Consider the following 16,487-nt stretch of genomic DNA (forward strand, 5'->3'; position numbering starts at 1 on the left):
GGCGGGTAGGCTCCTGAAACAACGTATATGACGCCGCCTCCGGGCGGCGTCACTTCATCAGCATGCAGTCCAGCGCATCCAGCGCCACGTGGATCAGCAGGCCAATGGCGAACAGCCGCGTGCGCCGCGGGAGCGTGAGCGCGCCATAGGCGACGATCGCCGGCGTGGTGTGCAGGGGATGAAAGCCGATGCTGCAGCGGTCAGGCGCGTAGATCGGATCCGCCAGCAGGTGGTCGAGGTCGATCACCCAGCCCAGCAGCATCAGCAGCCACGCCTTGCCGAAGCGGTCGCGGAAGAACAGTCCGGCGACCAGCGCGGGCACGGCGGCGTGGAGCACGAGATGGAGGATGGCGCGGGTGCCCATGGTGTTACCGTGTCAGGAAGCGGCGGCGGCGCGAAAGCGGCTGGCCAGCATAGTGCGGCTTAGCCGCCCAGTGCCGCCGCGTCGCGTGCCAGCGCCTCGATCGCCGCCCAATCGCCGGCCTGCAGCAGCTTCGCGGGCGTCAACCACGAACCGCCCACGCAGGCCACGTTGGGCACGGCCAGGTATTCGGCGGCGTTGCCCGGGGTGATCCCGCCGGTGGCGCAGAAGCGGATGTCCGGCAACGGACCCTTCAGCGCCCGCAGCGCGCGGGTGCCACCTGCCGCTTCGGCCGGGAAGAACTTCTGCTGCAGGTACCCACGCTCGGCCAACGCCATCGCCTCGCTGGCGGTGGCTGCGCCCGGGAGCCAAGGCAACGCCGTGTCCCGCGCTGCGGCCAGCAGGTCAGGACTGGAACCCGGCGACACGGCGAAGCGCGCGCCAGCCGCCAGTGCCGCGGCGAAGTCCGCCGGACGCCGCACCGTGCCCACGCCGACCACCGCATCCGGCACCTCGGCGGCGATGGCGCGCACCGCCTCCAGCGCCGCGTCGGTGCGCAGGGTGACTTCGATGGCAGGGATGCCACCTGCGACCAGCGCGCGCGCCAGCGGCACCGCGTGGCGCACGTCATCGATCACCACTACCGGCATCACCGGGGCCAGTTGCAGGACTTGCCGAAGTGAAATCACGCGATCTCTCCGCTGGGGGCCAGGTTGAACACACTGGCGCCCGCGTCGGCCGGGCTCACGGCGCGACGGAACACTTCGAACAGTTCGCGACCGAGGCCGACGTGGCTGGCGTTGCGATCCAGGGTGGCGGGCGCACGTACCGCCCATTCGGCCTCGGGCACCTGCACGGACAACGTGCCGTTGCGCGCGTCCACGCGCACCACGTCGCCGTCGCGCAGGCGCGCGATCGGCCCTCCGCACGCCGCTTCCGGCGTCAGATGGATCGCCGCCGGCACCTGCCCCGACGCGCCCGACATGCGCCCGTCGGTGAGCAACGCCACGCGGTGGCCGCGCTTCTGCAGCACGCCCAGCGCCGGGGTCAGCTGATGCAACTCGGGCATGCCGTTGGCCCGTGGACCCTGGAAGCGCACCACCACCACCACGTCGCGGTCCAGTTCGCCGCGTTCAAACGCCTCACGCACATCGTGCTGTTCGGTGAACACGCGGCATGGCGCCTCGACCACCCAGCGCTCCTCTGGCACCGCCGAGACCTTGATCGCCGCGGTGCCCAGCGCGCCGCGCAGCACGCGCAGCCCCCCGTCAGCGCGAAACGGGGTGTCGGCCGGGCGCAGCACATCGCTGTCACCGCTGTGCGTCGTGGAGGGCACGTAGGCCAGCTGGCGCCCCTCGTCCAGACGCGCCTCCACCCGGTAACGCGCAAGTCCCCGGCCTGCGATCGTCTCCACGTCGCCGTGCAGCAGGCCGTGGTCAAGCAGCTCGCCGATCAGGAACGCCAGGCCACCGGCCGCGTGGAAATGGTTCACGTCCGCAGAGCCGTTGGGGTACACACGCGCCAGCAGCGGCACCACCGACGACAGGTCGTCGAAATCCTCCAGCCGCAGGTCGATGCCCGCCGCCGCCGCGATAGCGATCAGGTGCAGCAGGTGGTTGGTCGAACCGCCCGTGGCGTGCAGGCCGATCACGCCGTTGACGATGGCACGCTCGTCGACGATACGGCCGATGGGGCGGAAGTCCTCGCCCAAGGCGGTGATCTGCGCCGCGCGCTGGGTCGCCGCGGTGGTCAACGCATTGCGCAGCGACGTGTTGGGGTTGACGAAGCTGGCGCCCGGCAGGTGCAGGCCCATCAGCTCCATCAGCATCTGGTTGGAATTGGCCGTGCCGTAGAACGTGCAGGTGCCAGGTGCGTGGTAGCTCTGCGCCTCGGCCTCCAGCAGTTCCTCGCGCGTGGCCTTGCCCTCGGCGTAGCGCTGGCGCACGCGTGACTTCTCGTCGTTGGGCAGCCCGGAGGTCATCGGCCCGGCCGGGACGAACACTGCGGGCAGGTGGCCGAAGCTCAACGCGCCGATCAGCAGACCCGGCACGATCTTGTCGCACACACCCAGGTACAGCGCGGCATCGAACATGTCGTGCGACAACGCCACCGCGGTCGACATGGCGATCACGTCGCGCGAGAACAGCGACAGCTCCATGCCCGCCTGCCCCTGGGTCACGCCGTCGCACATCGCCGGCACGCCACCGGCCACCTGCGCGGTGGCGCCCGCCTCGCGCGCGGCGTTGCGGATCAGAAATGGGAACTGCTCGAACGGCTGGTGCGCCGAAAGCATGTCGTTGTACGCGGTGACGATGCCCAGGTTGGGTGCCACGCCGCCGCGCAGCAGCGCCTTGTCGCCTGTGCTGCAGGCGGCGAAGCCGTGCGCCAGGTTGCCGCACGACAACTGCGTGCGGTGCGCGCGTGGGCCGGAGGCGGCATCAATGCGCGCGAGGTAGGCGGCGCGACGATCGCGGCTGCGTTCGACGATGCGACGCGTGACCTCGGCGATGACAGGATTCAGCGGGACGGACATGCGGGTTTACTCCAGAAGGCTCGTCGCCATGGCGCGGCCAGGACGGCTCACGGGCACCAGAACAGCGCAGGCGGCGTCGGCGCGCCGGTCACGAAAGCATGCACCGGCAGCGCGGTGCCGGGATTGACGCCCTCGGCCAGCGCATCGGCCAGCACACGGCGCTTGGCGATGCCTTCGATGTGCAGGTACAGCGCGGACGCCGTGAATATCGCGCTGAGCGTCAAGGTGAGGCGCGGCTCCGGCGCGGCGGCGGTGCGGATCGCCAGCAGCGGCGCGCGGCCCGTGGGCGACAGCCCGACGTCGCGGCGCACCAGGTCGGGGAACAACGAGGCGACGTGGCCGTCCTCGCCCATGCCGAGCACCGCCACGTCCAGTGGCAACGCGCGGTGGGCGATGTCGGCCATCACCGACTGCAGCGCTGCTTCCGGCGTCTCGACGGGACGGTACAGCGGCACCAGTTGCGCGGCCGCCGCCACGCCCTGCAGCAGGTGTTCGCGCAGCAGGCGCTCGTTGGAACGCGGATCGGTGTTGGGCACCCAGCGCTCGTCCACCGGCAGCACACGCACCCTGGACCAATCCAGCGGCTGTCGCGACAACGCCTGCAGGAAGCGGCGGGGGGTATTGCCGCCTGCCAGCGCGATCGTCGCCGCGCCCCGCTGGACGATGGCGCGGCGCAGGTCGGCGGCGACCGCGATGGCCAGCGCTTCGGCCAGCGATGCGGCGTCGGCGCAGTCGCGGGCGCGCACGTGCGGGATGTCGATGACGGGCATGGCGGTGGCTTCTGACAGGGGCATGCGGGTTCGGATGTGGGTCACGTTGGCGGTGGAACCGGTGGAGGTGACGCTGTTCGCGGTGGCGAGGGCGACGTTCATGCGGGGATCTCGTCCGTACTCAACCGGCGTCCTCGTGCCACGTGCGTCCGTCGCGCTCGATCAGCGCGACGGCGGCGCTCGGGCCCCAGGTGCCGGCGGTGTACGGCTTGGGCGCCTCGTGCGCGGCCTGCCACGCGGCGCGGATCGGATCGATCCACTGCCACGCCGCCTCGACCTCGTCGCGACGCATGAACAGCATCTGGTTGCCGCGCACCACGTCGCCCAGCAGGCGCTCGTAGGCATCGGCCTGGCGTCCGCCGAAGGCCTCGGCGAAGCTCAGGTCCATCGGCACGTGGCGCAGGCGCAGCCCGCCGGGGCCGGGCACCTTGTTCATCAGCCACAGGGTCACGCCTTCGTCGGGCTGCAGGCGCAGCACCAGCTTGTTCGGCGCCAGCCGGGCGCCGCCCTCGCCTTCGTCGAAGATCGAATGCGGCACCTTGCGGAAGGTCACCACGATCTCCGACGAGCGCTCGGGCAGGCGCTTGCCGGTGCGCAGGTAGAACGGCACGCCGGCCCAGCGCCAGTTGCGCACCTCGGCCTTGAGAGCGACAAAGGTTTCGGTATCGGACGCGGCGCCGAGCTCCTCGGCGTAGCCCGGAACCGCGCGGCCTTCGGCGGCGCCGGCGCGGTACTGGCCGCGCACGGTCAGCTGCGCGGCGTTGTCGGCGGTGATCGGCCGCAGCGCGCGCAGCACCTTGAGCTTGGCGTCGCGGATGTCGTCGGCCGACAGCGAGGCCGGTGGCTCCATCGCCACCAGGCACAGCAGCTGCAGCAGGTGGTTCTGGACCATGTCGCGCAGCGCGCCGGAGCGGTCGTAGTAGGCGGCGCGGCCTTCCACGCCCACCGTCTCGGCCGCGCTGATCTGCACGTGGTCGATGTGCTCGGCCTTCCACAGCGGCTCGAACAGCGCGTTGCCGAAGCGCAGCGCGGTCAGGTTCTGCACCGTTTCCTTACCGAGGTAGTGGTCGATGCGGTAGATCTGGGTCTCGTCGAACACGCGGCCCAGCGCGTCGTTGATGGCGTTGGCGCTTTGCCCGTCATGGCCCAGCGGCTTCTCCACCACCACGCGGGTGCGCGGGTCGATCAGGCCGTGGGCGTGCAGCCGGTCGGCCACCACCGCGAACAGGTCCGGCCCCACCGCGAGGTAGAACACGCGCACGCGCTCCGCGCCGGCAAGCTCGTCGGCGAACGCGGGCCAGCCGGCATCGTCGCCCAGGTCGAGGCGGCGGTAGCTGAGCAGGGCGAGGAAGCGGTCCAGCACGTCGGCGCCACGCGGGTCTTCGGCCGTCGCCTTGGCCAGCGCTTCGCGCACGCGGGTGCGGTACTCGTCATCGGTGCGCGTGTCGCGGGCGATGGCGACGATGCGGCTGCCATCGACGATCTGCCCGTCGAGGTAGCGGTGGAACAGCGCCGGCAGCAACTTGCGCAGGGCCAGGTCGCCGGTGCCTCCGAAGATCACCAGGTCAAACGGCGGGAGGGGGGCGGCGTGGCCGGCAGGGTTCGGACGCGATACCGGGGAGGTGGCGCTCATGGACAGGCTCGGGCGGACATGCGAGTGACCATAACAGATCGGATACCAGTTAGATACCACTAAGAAGAACCCGTGGCATCTACCCGTACTTTCAATGGCTTGGCGCCGCGCGCCTTGTCGCGACTGGTAAGCCACTGGTATTGTTCAGGCATGGAGCACTATCTCGCCAGCGAGTTCCACCGCCAGCAGGCCACCCGTCGGGCGCCGGCCTACCAGCACCTGCGGCGGGCGCTGCAGCACGCCATCGAGAACGGCGAACTGCCCGCCGGCCAGGCCCTGCCCGGCGAGCGCGAACTGGGCAAGCAACTGGGCCTGTCACGGGTGACGGTGCGCAAGGCCATCGCGGGACTGGTGGGCGACGGGCTGGTGGTCCAGCGCCAGGGCGCCGGCAACTTCGTCGCCGAACGCATCGTCAAATCCTTTTCCAAGTTGACCAGCTTCACCGACGACCTGCGCGCGCGCGGCCTGGATCCGCGCTCGCGGTTCCTCGAGCGGGGCGTGGGCGAGGTCACGCCCGAGGAAGCGATGGCGCTCAACCTGTCGCCGGGCGCGCAGGTGCTGCGCTATTACCGCGTGCGCACCGCGGGCGACCAGGCCCTGGCGCTGGAGCGCACCGTGGTGCCGCAGTCGGTGCTCGCCGACCCGGCGCTGATCGAGAATTCTCTGTACGAGGCATTCGCGGCGCAGGGCATCCGCCCGGCGCGTGCGCTGCAGCGCCTGCGGGCGATCGCGTTCGACGCCGAGCAGGCGCGGCTGCTGCAGTTGCCCGAAGGCAGCCCCGGGCTGTTCATCGAGCGCCGCACGTTCCTGGAGGACGGCCGCGTGGTGGAATTCACCCGTTCGTTCTACCGCGGCGACGCCTATGACTTCGTCGCCGAACTGCACAGCGAGCCCGCCGCCTGATCCGACGGTTCGCAATGGACCCGGATTCCGGGCGAAAAAAAACCCGGCCGAAGCCGGGTTTCTTTTTCGGTGTCGACCGCCTTGCAGCGGTCTACGGCGCGCCTATTACAGCGGCTGCACCTGGTCGGCCTGCAGGCCCTTCTGGCCCTGGGTCACGACGAAGCTCACCTTCTGGCCTTCCTGCAGGCTCTTGAAGCCCTGCGACTGGATGGCGCGGAAGTGCACGAACACGTCTTCGCCATTTTCACGGCTGATGAAGCCGAAGCCCTTGGCGTCGTTGAACCACTTGACGGTACCGTTTTCACGATTGGACATCTTTACTTTTCCTTGGAACGAATTTTGAAAGCCGCTTGCGCGGTGTTGGAGCTGGTTGCAAGGAGAAGCGAGTGCAACGATGTAGCGGATCGGTGGATCAACCGCATCGGGCCACGTTTCGGGTGACCCTTGGCGAACACAGCAAGCGCACAGTAGGCCGGCCGGGACGGAAATGCAACGCTCCGGCCGACGATCGGCACCCCCCATTCAGCCAGAACCCCCTCCCGGCGGTCCGTCCGGGTCCACTTCGACCCGGTTGCGGCCGGCCCGCTTGGCCCGGTACAGCGCGTTATCGGCGCAGCGCAGCAGGCGGTCGCGCGCGCCATTGCGGTCGGGGACAAACCCGGCCACGCCCACGCTGACCGTGACTCCCAGCGACGAGGCGGCCACCGTGGCGCGCAGTGCCTCGGCACGCTGGCGGGCGTGTTCGGCATCGACCCCGGGGAGCAGCAGGGCGAATTCCTCACCGCCATAGCGGGCCAGCAACTCCCGCTCCTCGTCATGGTGGGCGTGGAGCAGCTCGGCCACCTGGCGCAGGGTGTGGTCGCCCTCCAGGTGGCCGTGGTCATCGTTGAACTTCTTGAAATGATCCACGTCGATCATCAGCGCCGAGAGCGGCTGGCCGTTGTCCATGCAGCGGTTCCATTCGCGGCGCAGGCCGGTTTCCAGCACCCGGCGGTTTGCAATGCCCGTCAGCGGATCCTCGGTGGCCAGTTCGGTCAGCTGGCGGTTGGCGTCCTCCAGCGCGTGGGTGCGTTCGGCGATGCGCTGTTCGAGCTCGCGGTTGGTCGCCAGGTATTGGCGGGTGCGCATGCGAATCAGCGCGAACACCAGGGCGGTGCCGGCCAGCACCACCGTGATCAATCCCAGCAGCCGGGCCCACCAGGTCTCGTACCAGAACGGCAGGACGCGGAACTCCAGGGTCAGTGGCTCGCCCGCGCGGCCGGCGCGGGTACGGCCTTCCACGTCCACCCGGTACAGGCCGGGGGGCAACGGCCGCACCACCAGCACGGCGTTGTTCCAGCTGCTCCAGTCGGGCGAGACCCCGTGCACCCGGTAGCGGAACTGCGCGCCCGACTCCATGCTCACCATCGAGAAGCGCAGGTTGAGGCTGTTGCCTGCCGCCACGTCCAGCACCTGGCCCGGCTTCGGCACGGGCAGCGACGCCGTCGGCAGCGCTTCGGCGGCCACCGCCACGCCCGGGGCAGGCCCGGTACGCGCCCGCCGCGCGCTGATGCTCTCGATGACCACGCGCAGCGGCTGGCGCACCGAGGTGTGCTCGGTGGGGTCGTATTGCACCAACCCCTTCCACGTGGAGATGCGCAGCGCCCCGTCGGCGTTGACCCGCAGCATGCCGTAGCCCCCGGCCGTGTCCGGGCTGAGATGGATCTGCGTCCAAGGGCCGTTGCGCCGGGCCCGGTGCCAGAGCTGGCGTGCGGTGTACGCGTACGCGCCCATCGGCGTCTCGCGCACGGTGAGTTCCTTGGGGCGGTCGACCAGCGAGAACGGAGCGCCCGCGTCCGCGACGAAGCGCCTTCCATCGAAGCGGTAGCCCTGCCCGCCCACCACGGTGTGCACGCGGCCGTCGAGCAGGTAGATGTTGCTGCCCTCGGTGACATCCCCCAGCAGGCCCTGCGCGCGGCCGAACACCGTCTTGTCCCGCAGGGTGCCGGCGTCCACATCCAGGCGCCAACGCTGTGGGTAACCGCGGGTGTCGCCAAACCACAACTCGCCGCGAGCGGACTCTTCCACGCCCCAGGTGCTGATGCCGTCAGTGGGAAACTGCCGCCACACCACCCAGCGTCCGTCGATTTCGCGCAACAGGTGCAGCGTGCGCTCGGAAAATGCGAAGACCAGCCCCGGATCGTGCTGCGATTGCACCACCGCATAGACGCCGCCGTCAGCCCCGAGCAGCGTGGTGGGCCGGCTGGCGCCACGGCGGAACACAAGCAAGCCGTCGCGATGGCCGACCAGCAGGTCGCGCGAGGTGGCCACCAGGCTGTTGGCCTCGTACGCGACCCAGTCCTTGGCCTCGTAGCGGTGGTTGCCGGCGGCATCGAGCTGCAGCCGCGCGATGCCGCGGGACGTGGCCAGCCACAACGCGTCGTCAAACCATTCGAAATCGAAGATCCGGCCCTGCACGCCCTGGGCGCTGCCGACCACCGACCACGGCGACGGCATGGACAGCCGATGCAGGCCCACCTCGGTGGCGACCCACAGCCCGTCCTCGCCGTCGGTACCCAGCGCCTGCACGCCGTAGCTCCCCAGGCGCATGCGCTGGCGCAGTTTCAGGTCACTGTCGTAGCGGAACAGTTCGCCGCTGTGGGTGCCGACCACCAGGCTGCCATCATCCAGTTCCACGGCGGTGTATGCGCCGGTGCCGGCAAACGCCGCGCCCGCGTCGCCCGCGATCCGGGTGATGCCGTTGCGATCGCCGCGGTAGAAGCCGTCCACGCCCAGCAGCAGGCGCCAGTCGCGGCGCGGGAACACCGCGGGCAACCCGCGGTGCGCGAACACCGCGGCCCCCGGCTCGGGCACGAAGCGGCCTTCCACGAACCGGGAGAAACCCTGCCCCTCCACCCGGGCAAAGAGCGCGTCACCGTCGACAAAAAAGCCGCGCGCGTTGTCCGGCAGGGGCCAGTTGCGCGCGCGCTCGCCACGGTAGGGGACAAAGTGCAGCGCGTGGTCGCTGCGGAAATAAACGCCCGAGGGTGCGGGCAACACGTCCCACACCACGCCAACGCGGCGTGCTTCACCGCGCAGCCCGGCGGCGTCCAGCAGCTCGCGGTACACCAGGCCACCGTCACCGTCGGGCTCCATCCAGCCGAAGGTGTCGTAGCTGCCGAGGTAGAGCCGGCGGTCGGCGCCGACGCCAATCGAGCGCACCGGCGAACGGGTGGGCAGCTCGAACAGCCGCCAGGTCTCGCCGTCGAAGCGCAGCAGGCCGTCGACGTTGCCGACCAGCAGGCGGCCGTCGGCATCCGTGGAGAGCGCAAGGTGTTGCGGCGATGCGCCGAAGTCCTCGGCGGAGAACTGCCGGGTCATGGGCACGCCTGCCAGGCCACCGGGCAGGCCCGATACCATCGGCGCGGCCGCCGACGCGCAGGCGCTGTCGCTCCAGCCCAGCAACATCAACAGGCACAGCAGCGTATGCACCAACCGACTCGACACCAGACGCCCCCTATCACCCCGGGCACCATGGGCCGGGACAGACCAACGAACAGGGGGAGGCGTCCGTGTCCCCTTTTACCCGCCCCCAACGGGTAAGGTCACCCTGACCAAAACCCGCGCCCCGCGCAACTGCTGGCCGACCCAACGGCCGGGGCAGACGTCCAGACGGTGACCAGCATCACGCTTGGTCCGGACCGGGCTCAACCGATGCCGGCCACCTGCCGCAGTGCGCGTGCGAACAGTTCGGGCGGCTGCCCACCCTGGATCAGGTGGCGGTCGTTGAGGATTACCGACGGCACCGCGCGAATGCCCCGCGCCTGGTACACCTGCTCCTGGTCGCGGACCTGCGCCACAAAGGCGTTCGAGGCCAGGATTTCCGCGGCCCGTGCCGGGTCCAGCCCGACCGAAACGGCCACGTCGACCAGCACCGCTGCGTCCGACACATCGCGCCCTTCGCTGAAATACGCGCGCAACAACGCATGTTTCAGCGCACGCTGCAGCCCCGGCGACTGTTCGCCGGCCCAGTGCAGCAAGCGGTGCGCGTCGAAGGTGTTGACCACGCGCTCGCGCCGCCCGAAGGCGAAGCCCACCTCGGCGCCACGCTGGCGCAACACTTCCCGATTCTGCGCGAGTTGCGCGGCGTCCAGACCGTACTTGCGCGCCAGGTGCTCGTCGGCGTCCTCGCCGCCGGCCGCCATCTGCGGGTTCAGCTCGAACGGTTGGAATCGCAGCTCGACCTGGACCGCGCCGTCGAGGCTGGCGATGGCCTGCTCCAGGGCGTTGAGCCCCACCGCACACCACGGACAGGCCACGTCGGAGACGAAGTCGATGCGGACGGTCGGCGTGTCGCTCATGGGGTGGTCTCCGATGCGGATGGGTGGTGGGCGTCGGCAGCCTGCTCCTGCTGCAGTCGCCACATCTGGGCGTATTGGCTGCCGCGCGCGAGCAACTGCGCATGGGTGCCGCGCTCGATGATGCAGCCCGCGTCCATCACCAGGATCTCGTCGGCATCCATCACCGTGGACAGGCGATGGGCGATCACCAGCGTGGTGCGGCCCACCGCGATGCGGTCGAGCTCGGCCTGGATCGCCTTCTCCGATTTGGAGTCCAGCGCTGACGTGGCCTCGTCGAAGATCAGCACCGCGGGGTTCTTCAGCAGCGCGCGCGCGATCGCCACGCGCTGTTTCTCGCCGCCGGACAGCTTCAGCCCGCGCTCGCCGACCTCGGTGTCGTAGCCGTCCGGCAGCGACACGATCAGGTCGTGGATGTGCGCCGCGCGGGCCACCTGCTCGACGTCCTCGCGGGTAGCTTCGGGCCGGCCGTAGAGGATGTTGTAGTAGATGGTGTCGTTGAACAGCACCGTGTCCTGCGGAACGATTCCGATCGCCCCGCGCACGCTGCCCTGCGTGTAATCGCGGACGTCGCGCGCCATGCCGGCGTCATCGGTGATGGTGATGCCGCCGCTGTCCACGTCGTAGAAGCGGTACAGCAGGCGCGCGAGCGTCGACTTGCCCGAGCCGGAGTGGCCGACCACAGCGACGGTGCCGCCGGGCGGGATCTCGAAACTGACGTCGCGCAGGATCTGCCGGCGCGGGTCGTAGCCGAAGCCGACGTGTTCGAAGGCGACGCGCGGACGATGGGTGCGCAGCGGGAGGGCACCGTCCCGGTCCTGCACGTCCTGGCGCTCGTCCAGCAGGCCGAACAGGCGCTCCAGGTTGGTGAACGCCTGCTTGATCTCGCGGTACATCATGCCCAGCAGGTTCAGCGGCGCGGACAGCTGCAGCAGGAAGGCGTTGACCGCCACCAGGTCGCCGACGGTCATGCTGCCGGCCACCACGCCCGCCGAGGCGCGCCACATCATCGCGGTCACGCCCACGGCAACGATGGCGGTCTGGCCCAGGTTGAGCACGGCCAGCGTCTTGCGCGCCATCACCTGCGCCTCTTCCAGGTGCACCAGGTTGGCGTCGTAGCGGCGCGCCTCGTGTTCCTCGTTGCCGAAATACTTCACCGTCTCGTAGTTGAGCAGCGAATCCACCGCGCGCTCGTTGGCGCGGGTGTCGGCCTCCACCGAGGCACGGTAATAGCGCGTGCGCCAGTCGGTGACGGCAAAGGTGAAGGTCGCGTACGCCGCCAGCGTCAGCAGCACGATCACCGCAAAGCCGGCGTCGTAGGCCACCGCCAGCAGCGTGGTGACCAGCACCACTTCCAGCAGCGTGGGCAGGATGGTGTAGACGGTCCAGTCGAGCAGGTCGGTGATGCCGGTCCCACCGCGTTCCACGTCGCGGGCCACGCCGCCGGTGCGCCGCGACAGGTGGAAACGCAGGGAAAGCGCATGCAGGTGGCGGAACACCTGCAGCGTGACCCGGCGCGATACCCGTGCCATCACCCGCGCGAACACCACCTGGCGCAGCTCGGTGAACAGCGTGACCGACACCCGCGAGGCGCCGTAGGCCACCAGCAACGCCACGGGCATCACCAGCAGCGATGGCTCCACGCCGAGGCTGTCCACCAGTTGCTTGAGTACCAGCGGTACGGCGAGGTTGGACAGCTTGGCCACCACCACCAAGGCCAGCGCCAGCGCGATGCGCCCGGTGAACGGCTTGAGGAACGGCAGCAGCTCGCGCAGCACCTGCCACTCGCTGCGGGCGCTTGCGGCCTTGGCCACGGGGACGACGTCGGCCGCCGGCGGGGTCTCGTCGGCGGCAGGAGGACGGGGTGGGTTGGTCATCCGCACGATGTTGCGCCCATTGCGCGGATTTCCAAGTGCCGAGGCGGGCGGCCATCCCGCTGAGGCAGTTACGGCCGATGCAACAGCGGGTAGGGATTGATCGCCGTCCCCTGCCACCAGCGGCGCTCAGGGCCCAACTCGAACACGGCGAAATGCAGGTGCGGCGCCACCGGGTTGGCGTTGCCGGTGCTGCCCACGTAGCCGATCACGTCACCGCGCCGCAGCGCCTGCTTCTCCGCCATCCCGGGGGCATAGCCCTGCAGGTGGGCGTAGTAATAGGCATAGCGGCCGGAAGGCTCGAACTGGTACACGGTCAGGCCACCGGCGTCACTGGTGAACAGCTTCTCGACCGTGCCGTCGGCCACCGCCAGTACTGGCGTGCCTGCCGGGGCCATGATGTCGATCGCCTCGTGGCTGCGGCCTTGGGCGCGGGAGTCGGTGAACGTGTCCTGCAACTGCGCGGCCCCCACGCCTTGCACGGGGATGAGCAGGGGCTGCAGGCCGGCGACCCCGGCGGGCCCTGGCCGCGTACCCGGAATCGAAGGCGGCGGCACCCGGGTCGCGGACTTGCCTGCGCCACTGGTGGTCGCTTCCGCCGAGCTCGGAACTTCCGACGACGACCGCGATGCGGGGGCCGATGCCTCTGTGGCCTGGGGGGTCGCGTCCGGCCGCGATGCCGCCGGACCGGCGGGCTGGCGCGAAAGCACGAAATACAACAGGTTCGCTCCTGCGAACAGGCCCGCCAGGAACAGCAGTGCGCCCTTGATCAGGCCCTCCTGCAGGGCGCGCCCAGCCGCCCGTGGCGTCCCGTCAGCCCGGCGTGCGGAGATCATTCCTGCAGCCGCGCCGGCGTGCCCGCCGCCACCGCGGCGGCCACCTCCTGCGCGCTCCAGTTGGTCAGACGGATGCAGCCATGCGACTGCGTCTTGCCGATGCGCGACGGTTCCGGCGTGCCGTGGATGCCGTAATGCTCCTTAGACAGGTCGATCCAGACCACGCCAACCGGATTGTTGGGGCCGGCGGCGATCTTGGCCTTTGCATGGGCCGGATCGGCGTCCCAGAACAGTTTGGGGTTGTAGTGGAAGGTCGGGTCACGCGCGACGCCGTTGATTTTCCACTCGCCCACGGGCAGCGGGTCATGTTCGCTGCCGGTGGAGGCCGGGAACTGTGCGTAGACCTTGCCTGCGGCATCCACGAGGGCAACGGAGGACTCGGAGCGGTCCACCACCACCGAAGCGGCCTGGGCCAGCGGATCGATGTCCAGCACGTTGGGGACGACGATGGCCTGGCCCGCAGCGAAGGCCACGCCGGGGTTCAACCGCTGCAGCAACGCCGGCGCCACGCGGAACCGCTCGGCCAGGGCCTCGGTCACGTTCGCGTAGCCCAGGCGCTGCAGCTTGGCCTTCTCCATCATGTCCGACGGCACCGGCGCGAACGGGCCGGCCACGTCCTCCCCCGATAGCGTGTACAGTACGGTGGCCGGCGCCGCGTCGGCATTCAGCGCGCTCCAGGTTGCGACGTTCAACGCGCCGTCATCGGGAATGCCACGCGCGCGCTGGAACGCGGCGATGGCGCGACGGGTATTGGTACCGCTGACCCCGTCGATTTCGCCGGTGGAGAAATGCGCGCGCTCCAGCAGCACCTGCGCTCGCAACAGGCTGTCGGGGGCCACGCCCGCCTTGGCGTCGGCGGACTCGCGGGCCGGAACCGGCGTTGCCGGCTTGGCCTCTTCGGGGGTCAGGGGGGAGGCCGGTGGGGCGTCTGCCGCGGGGGAAGCAGTGGTTTGCGCTACCGGAGGCGACCCCAGGGTGGGCGGGGCTGCCTGCGCCGCAGGAGGGGTTGCGGAGCGTTGCGGCGCCGGGGGCGCATCCTCGGAGCGTGCCGTGGGATTGGATTGCGCGGCCACGTACACCGCCACCGGCAACAGGCCAATGCCCAGCACCGTTGCCACCACTCGACCCAGTACCTTGCCCGATCCACGCATGTGCTTATCGTCCGTTGTCATCGTGGGTTGGATGCTGGCGACCGCGGCGCCGCCGACGCGTGAAATTCGGGGAATCGGCGCACCGGGTGTTCAGACCGGGTTGGGAAAACCTTGCGCTAGACCGCAAGGCGACCGCGGTCACAGTCGCGACGGCCTTTTCCCAACGCCGGCTGAAGTGTTCAGCCTCGAAGGGCGACCACCGTCAACAAATATCGACTCCGGGGTGCCCGGACACTGGTGCCGGCCGCGGGAGGCCGTACCATCAGCCCGAACGGCACGACCGAACCCAAGGGGGAACCATGAAACGCCTGTTGCTCGCAGCATCGATCGCCTTCCTGACCGTCGCTTCGACCGCAGCCTTCGCTGGCGGCCCGAAGGACCATGGCCATGGTCACGGCCACCCGCCGGGCAAGCACAAGGGCTGGCACAAGCAGGAATACCGCCGTGGTGGCCACATCGAGCGTGATTACCTCGACAGCCGCTACTACGTGGATTACCACGAGCACCGCCTGGCCCCGCCGCCGCGCGGCCACCGCTGGGTGCGCCACCCGGACGGTCGTTACATCCTGGTGGCCGTGGCCACCGGCATCATCGCGGACATCCTGCTGCACCACTGAGTGCGGAACACCGCATCGGAAACACGGAAGGGCGGCCTTGGGGCCGCCCTTCTTCATTTCACGCGTCGCAAGGCACGATCAATCGCCCACCCACCGGACGGACATCGAAACCGTGGCATTGCCCACGTGCTGGGTCACAACGTCCAAACCCAACTGCAAAGTGGTTGGGTTCGCGAAGAACGTGTCAGCCTGCCGCTCGCTAAGGCCGTAGCCGTCCATCAACACCCTCTTCGTAATGAAGCCACCGATGCACGTGCGAGTGCTGGTATTGCGCTGCAGTATCGTTTCACCACTATCAAGCAAGGCGCTGGTCCAGATGCTGGACATCGCAACTTCGATCTTCCCCGCGATAGGCTCCCCGCTCACCGGGTCCACAAGGCCTGGCTCGTTGAAAACATCGTTCACCAACGTGAGCCGTGGATAGATCGCCATGCGGCCGGTGCGGTTATCCACGCCGCTTTGGTTGGCGAAACTGATCGTTGCGGTAGGGGTCAACCAATGGCACAACAGGCTGTTCATGCTGCGCGCCGGCAGCGTCATCGTTGCCACATTGTCGAACTGGGCGAAACGGGAACCGAGCTCCGCGGGATTGAGTTCGGCACAGCGCAGTTCGGCGGGCTCACCCGGCAACGGCTCGCACGACGTGCGAAGAATCAATGGCGCGGACGACACCAGCCCCAGCCAACGCAAGTTGCGTCCAAACGAATCGGCGTCACCCACGTCCAGCGCGCTTTGCTCACGCCGGGACTGGGTTGCAACCTTGGCCTCGAGCGTCGTCTCAGCATGCCCGCTGTCCATCAACTCGCCAAACCTTTCGGCCACCGGCACCTGCCCTTCGACGGCGCCCTTCTGGGCCATCGCCCAGGCACCCGCACACATCGCAGCCGTCACTGCCGCAGCCAACATCACCTTCCGCATATGCATCTCCTTGGTCAGAGGTCCATTTCCCTACCGCACGGCTTGTGCGGCGAAGCGAGTCTATCGTCCATCCGTCTCGGGCGATGAGACGGCCTGGCGAGACACTGGCCGCCTCCTCGTCAGGGAGACCCCGGGGCGGCGCGCGGACTGGGCCCGTCGCGTCGCCCCGGCTTTTCGGGGGGGGCTTCGCCGTCGCGTGGCGCGGCCGGCCGGTCGGAGTCGCTGCGTGGAGCGGGTATCCTGTGCGCCCCCGGGCCACGGCCCGCGAAGCCCCACGGAGCCCACGATGAGCGACACCCCTCCCGACCGCCTGTCCAACGACCCGCGCAGCAAGTTCTACGACGCCGCCATCCTCGAGCGCGGCATCGGCATCCGCTTCAACGGCGAGGAGCGCGTAAACGTCGAGGAATACTGCGTCAGCGAAGGTTGGATCCGCAGCGCGGTGGGACGTGCGCTCGACCGCCGCGGCCAGCCGATGACGATCAAGGTCAAGGGCAAGGTCGAGCCGTACTTCCGCGACAGCGCCGGCTGAGGCCGCCACTCTCGCGGCGACG

15 protein-coding genes are annotated in these 16,487 nt (G+C 69.4%); 3 read left to right on the plus strand and 12 right to left on the minus strand.

The genetic code is table 11. The features are described 5' to 3' along the window. Positions 1–49: 49 nt before the first annotated feature. From AC3ARF_RS13130 to zwf, 5 genes are read right to left on the minus strand one after another with little or no spacing between them, the layout of a single operon-like run. Positions 50–364 (minus strand): DUF6122 family protein, encoded by a 315-nt coding sequence (locus AC3ARF_RS13130; protein WP_498928613.1) that lies wholly within the window; start codon positions 362–364, stop codon positions 50–52. A 59-nt stretch (positions 365–423) separates the two neighbouring features. Beyond that, the gene (gene eda, locus AC3ARF_RS13135) at positions 424–1,050 is read right to left on the minus strand and encodes a bifunctional 4-hydroxy-2-oxoglutarate aldolase/2-dehydro-3-deoxy-phosphogluconate aldolase (protein WP_498928615.1); all 627 of its coding nucleotides are present in this window, start codon (positions 1,048–1,050) and stop codon (positions 424–426) included. After that, positions 1,047–2,894, minus strand: coding sequence for a phosphogluconate dehydratase (gene edd, locus AC3ARF_RS13140; protein ID WP_498928617.1), 1,848 nt, complete (start codon positions 2,892–2,894; stop codon positions 1,047–1,049). Before edd ends, eda begins: the two co-directional genes overlap by 4 nt. Before the next feature lie 47 nt (positions 2,895–2,941). Then, positions 2,942–3,766: a 6-phosphogluconolactonase gene (pgl, locus tag AC3ARF_RS13145; RefSeq protein ID WP_498928619.1), complete on the minus strand. Its 825-nt coding sequence runs from the start codon at positions 3,764–3,766 to the stop codon at positions 2,942–2,944. Between the two features lie 19 nt (positions 3,767–3,785). Continuing rightward, positions 3,786–5,297, minus strand: a complete 1,512-nt coding sequence (gene zwf, locus AC3ARF_RS13150) for a glucose-6-phosphate dehydrogenase (RefSeq protein WP_498928621.1) — start codon at positions 5,295–5,297, stop codon at positions 3,786–3,788. A 150-nt stretch (positions 5,298–5,447) separates the two neighbouring features. On the opposite strand from zwf, the gene AC3ARF_RS13155 reads away from it, so the two are divergent. Further along, a complete protein-coding gene (locus AC3ARF_RS13155) occupies positions 5,448–6,200 on the plus strand; it encodes a GntR family transcriptional regulator (RefSeq protein WP_498928624.1) in 753 nt (250 codons plus the stop codon). Between the two features lie 105 nt (positions 6,201–6,305). Here the strand turns inward: AC3ARF_RS13155 and AC3ARF_RS13160 are convergent, their stop codons facing one another. The 6 genes from AC3ARF_RS13160 to AC3ARF_RS13185 form a co-directional block, all read right to left on the minus strand. Next, complete coding sequence (locus AC3ARF_RS13160; protein WP_498928626.1) at positions 6,306–6,515, minus strand: cold-shock protein; 210 nt, start codon at positions 6,513–6,515, stop codon at positions 6,306–6,308. A 207-nt stretch (positions 6,516–6,722) separates the two neighbouring features. Next, on the minus strand, positions 6,723–9,686 hold the full coding sequence (locus AC3ARF_RS13165; protein WP_498928628.1) for a diguanylate cyclase: 2,964 nt from the start codon (positions 9,684–9,686) through the stop codon (positions 6,723–6,725). Between the two features lie 200 nt (positions 9,687–9,886). Continuing rightward, positions 9,887–10,540 carry a DsbA family oxidoreductase gene (locus AC3ARF_RS13170; RefSeq protein WP_498928630.1) on the minus strand — a complete coding sequence of 218 codons (654 nt, stop codon included), beginning with the start codon at positions 10,538–10,540 and terminating at the stop codon, positions 9,887–9,889. Further along, positions 10,537–12,414 carry an ABCB family ABC transporter ATP-binding protein/permease gene (locus AC3ARF_RS13175; RefSeq protein WP_498928632.1) on the minus strand — a complete coding sequence of 626 codons (1,878 nt, stop codon included), beginning with the start codon at positions 12,412–12,414 and terminating at the stop codon, positions 10,537–10,539. The genes AC3ARF_RS13170 and AC3ARF_RS13175 overlap by 4 nt, the downstream gene beginning before the upstream one ends. 68 nt (positions 12,415–12,482) lie before the next feature. Beyond that, positions 12,483–13,181: a M23 family metallopeptidase gene (locus tag AC3ARF_RS13180; protein ID WP_498931882.1), complete on the minus strand. Its 699-nt coding sequence runs from the start codon at positions 13,179–13,181 to the stop codon at positions 12,483–12,485. A 62-nt stretch (positions 13,182–13,243) separates the two neighbouring features. Then, positions 13,244–14,419, minus strand: a complete 1,176-nt coding sequence (locus AC3ARF_RS13185) for a L,D-transpeptidase family protein (RefSeq protein WP_498928633.1) — start codon at positions 14,417–14,419, stop codon at positions 13,244–13,246. A 278-nt stretch (positions 14,420–14,697) separates the two neighbouring features. Between AC3ARF_RS13185 and AC3ARF_RS13190 the strand changes: the two genes are divergently transcribed. Next, positions 14,698–15,015 carry an RcnB family protein gene (locus tag AC3ARF_RS13190; RefSeq protein ID WP_498928635.1) on the plus strand — a complete coding sequence of 106 codons (318 nt, stop codon included), beginning with the start codon at positions 14,698–14,700 and terminating at the stop codon, positions 15,013–15,015. Between the two features lie 78 nt (positions 15,016–15,093). Here AC3ARF_RS13190 and AC3ARF_RS13195 read toward each other — a convergent pair whose 3' ends face one another. Continuing rightward, positions 15,094–15,933: a hypothetical protein gene (locus AC3ARF_RS13195; protein WP_498928637.1), complete on the minus strand. Its 840-nt coding sequence runs from the start codon at positions 15,931–15,933 to the stop codon at positions 15,094–15,096. Positions 15,934–16,219: 286 nt separating this feature from the next. On the opposite strand from AC3ARF_RS13195, the gene AC3ARF_RS13200 reads away from it, so the two are divergent. After that, complete coding sequence (locus AC3ARF_RS13200; protein WP_498928639.1) at positions 16,220–16,465, plus strand: DUF3297 family protein; 246 nt, start codon at positions 16,220–16,222, stop codon at positions 16,463–16,465. Positions 16,466–16,487: the final 22 nt, after the last annotated feature.

This window comes from Lysobacter sp. KACC 24251 (genome assembly GCF_057747755.1).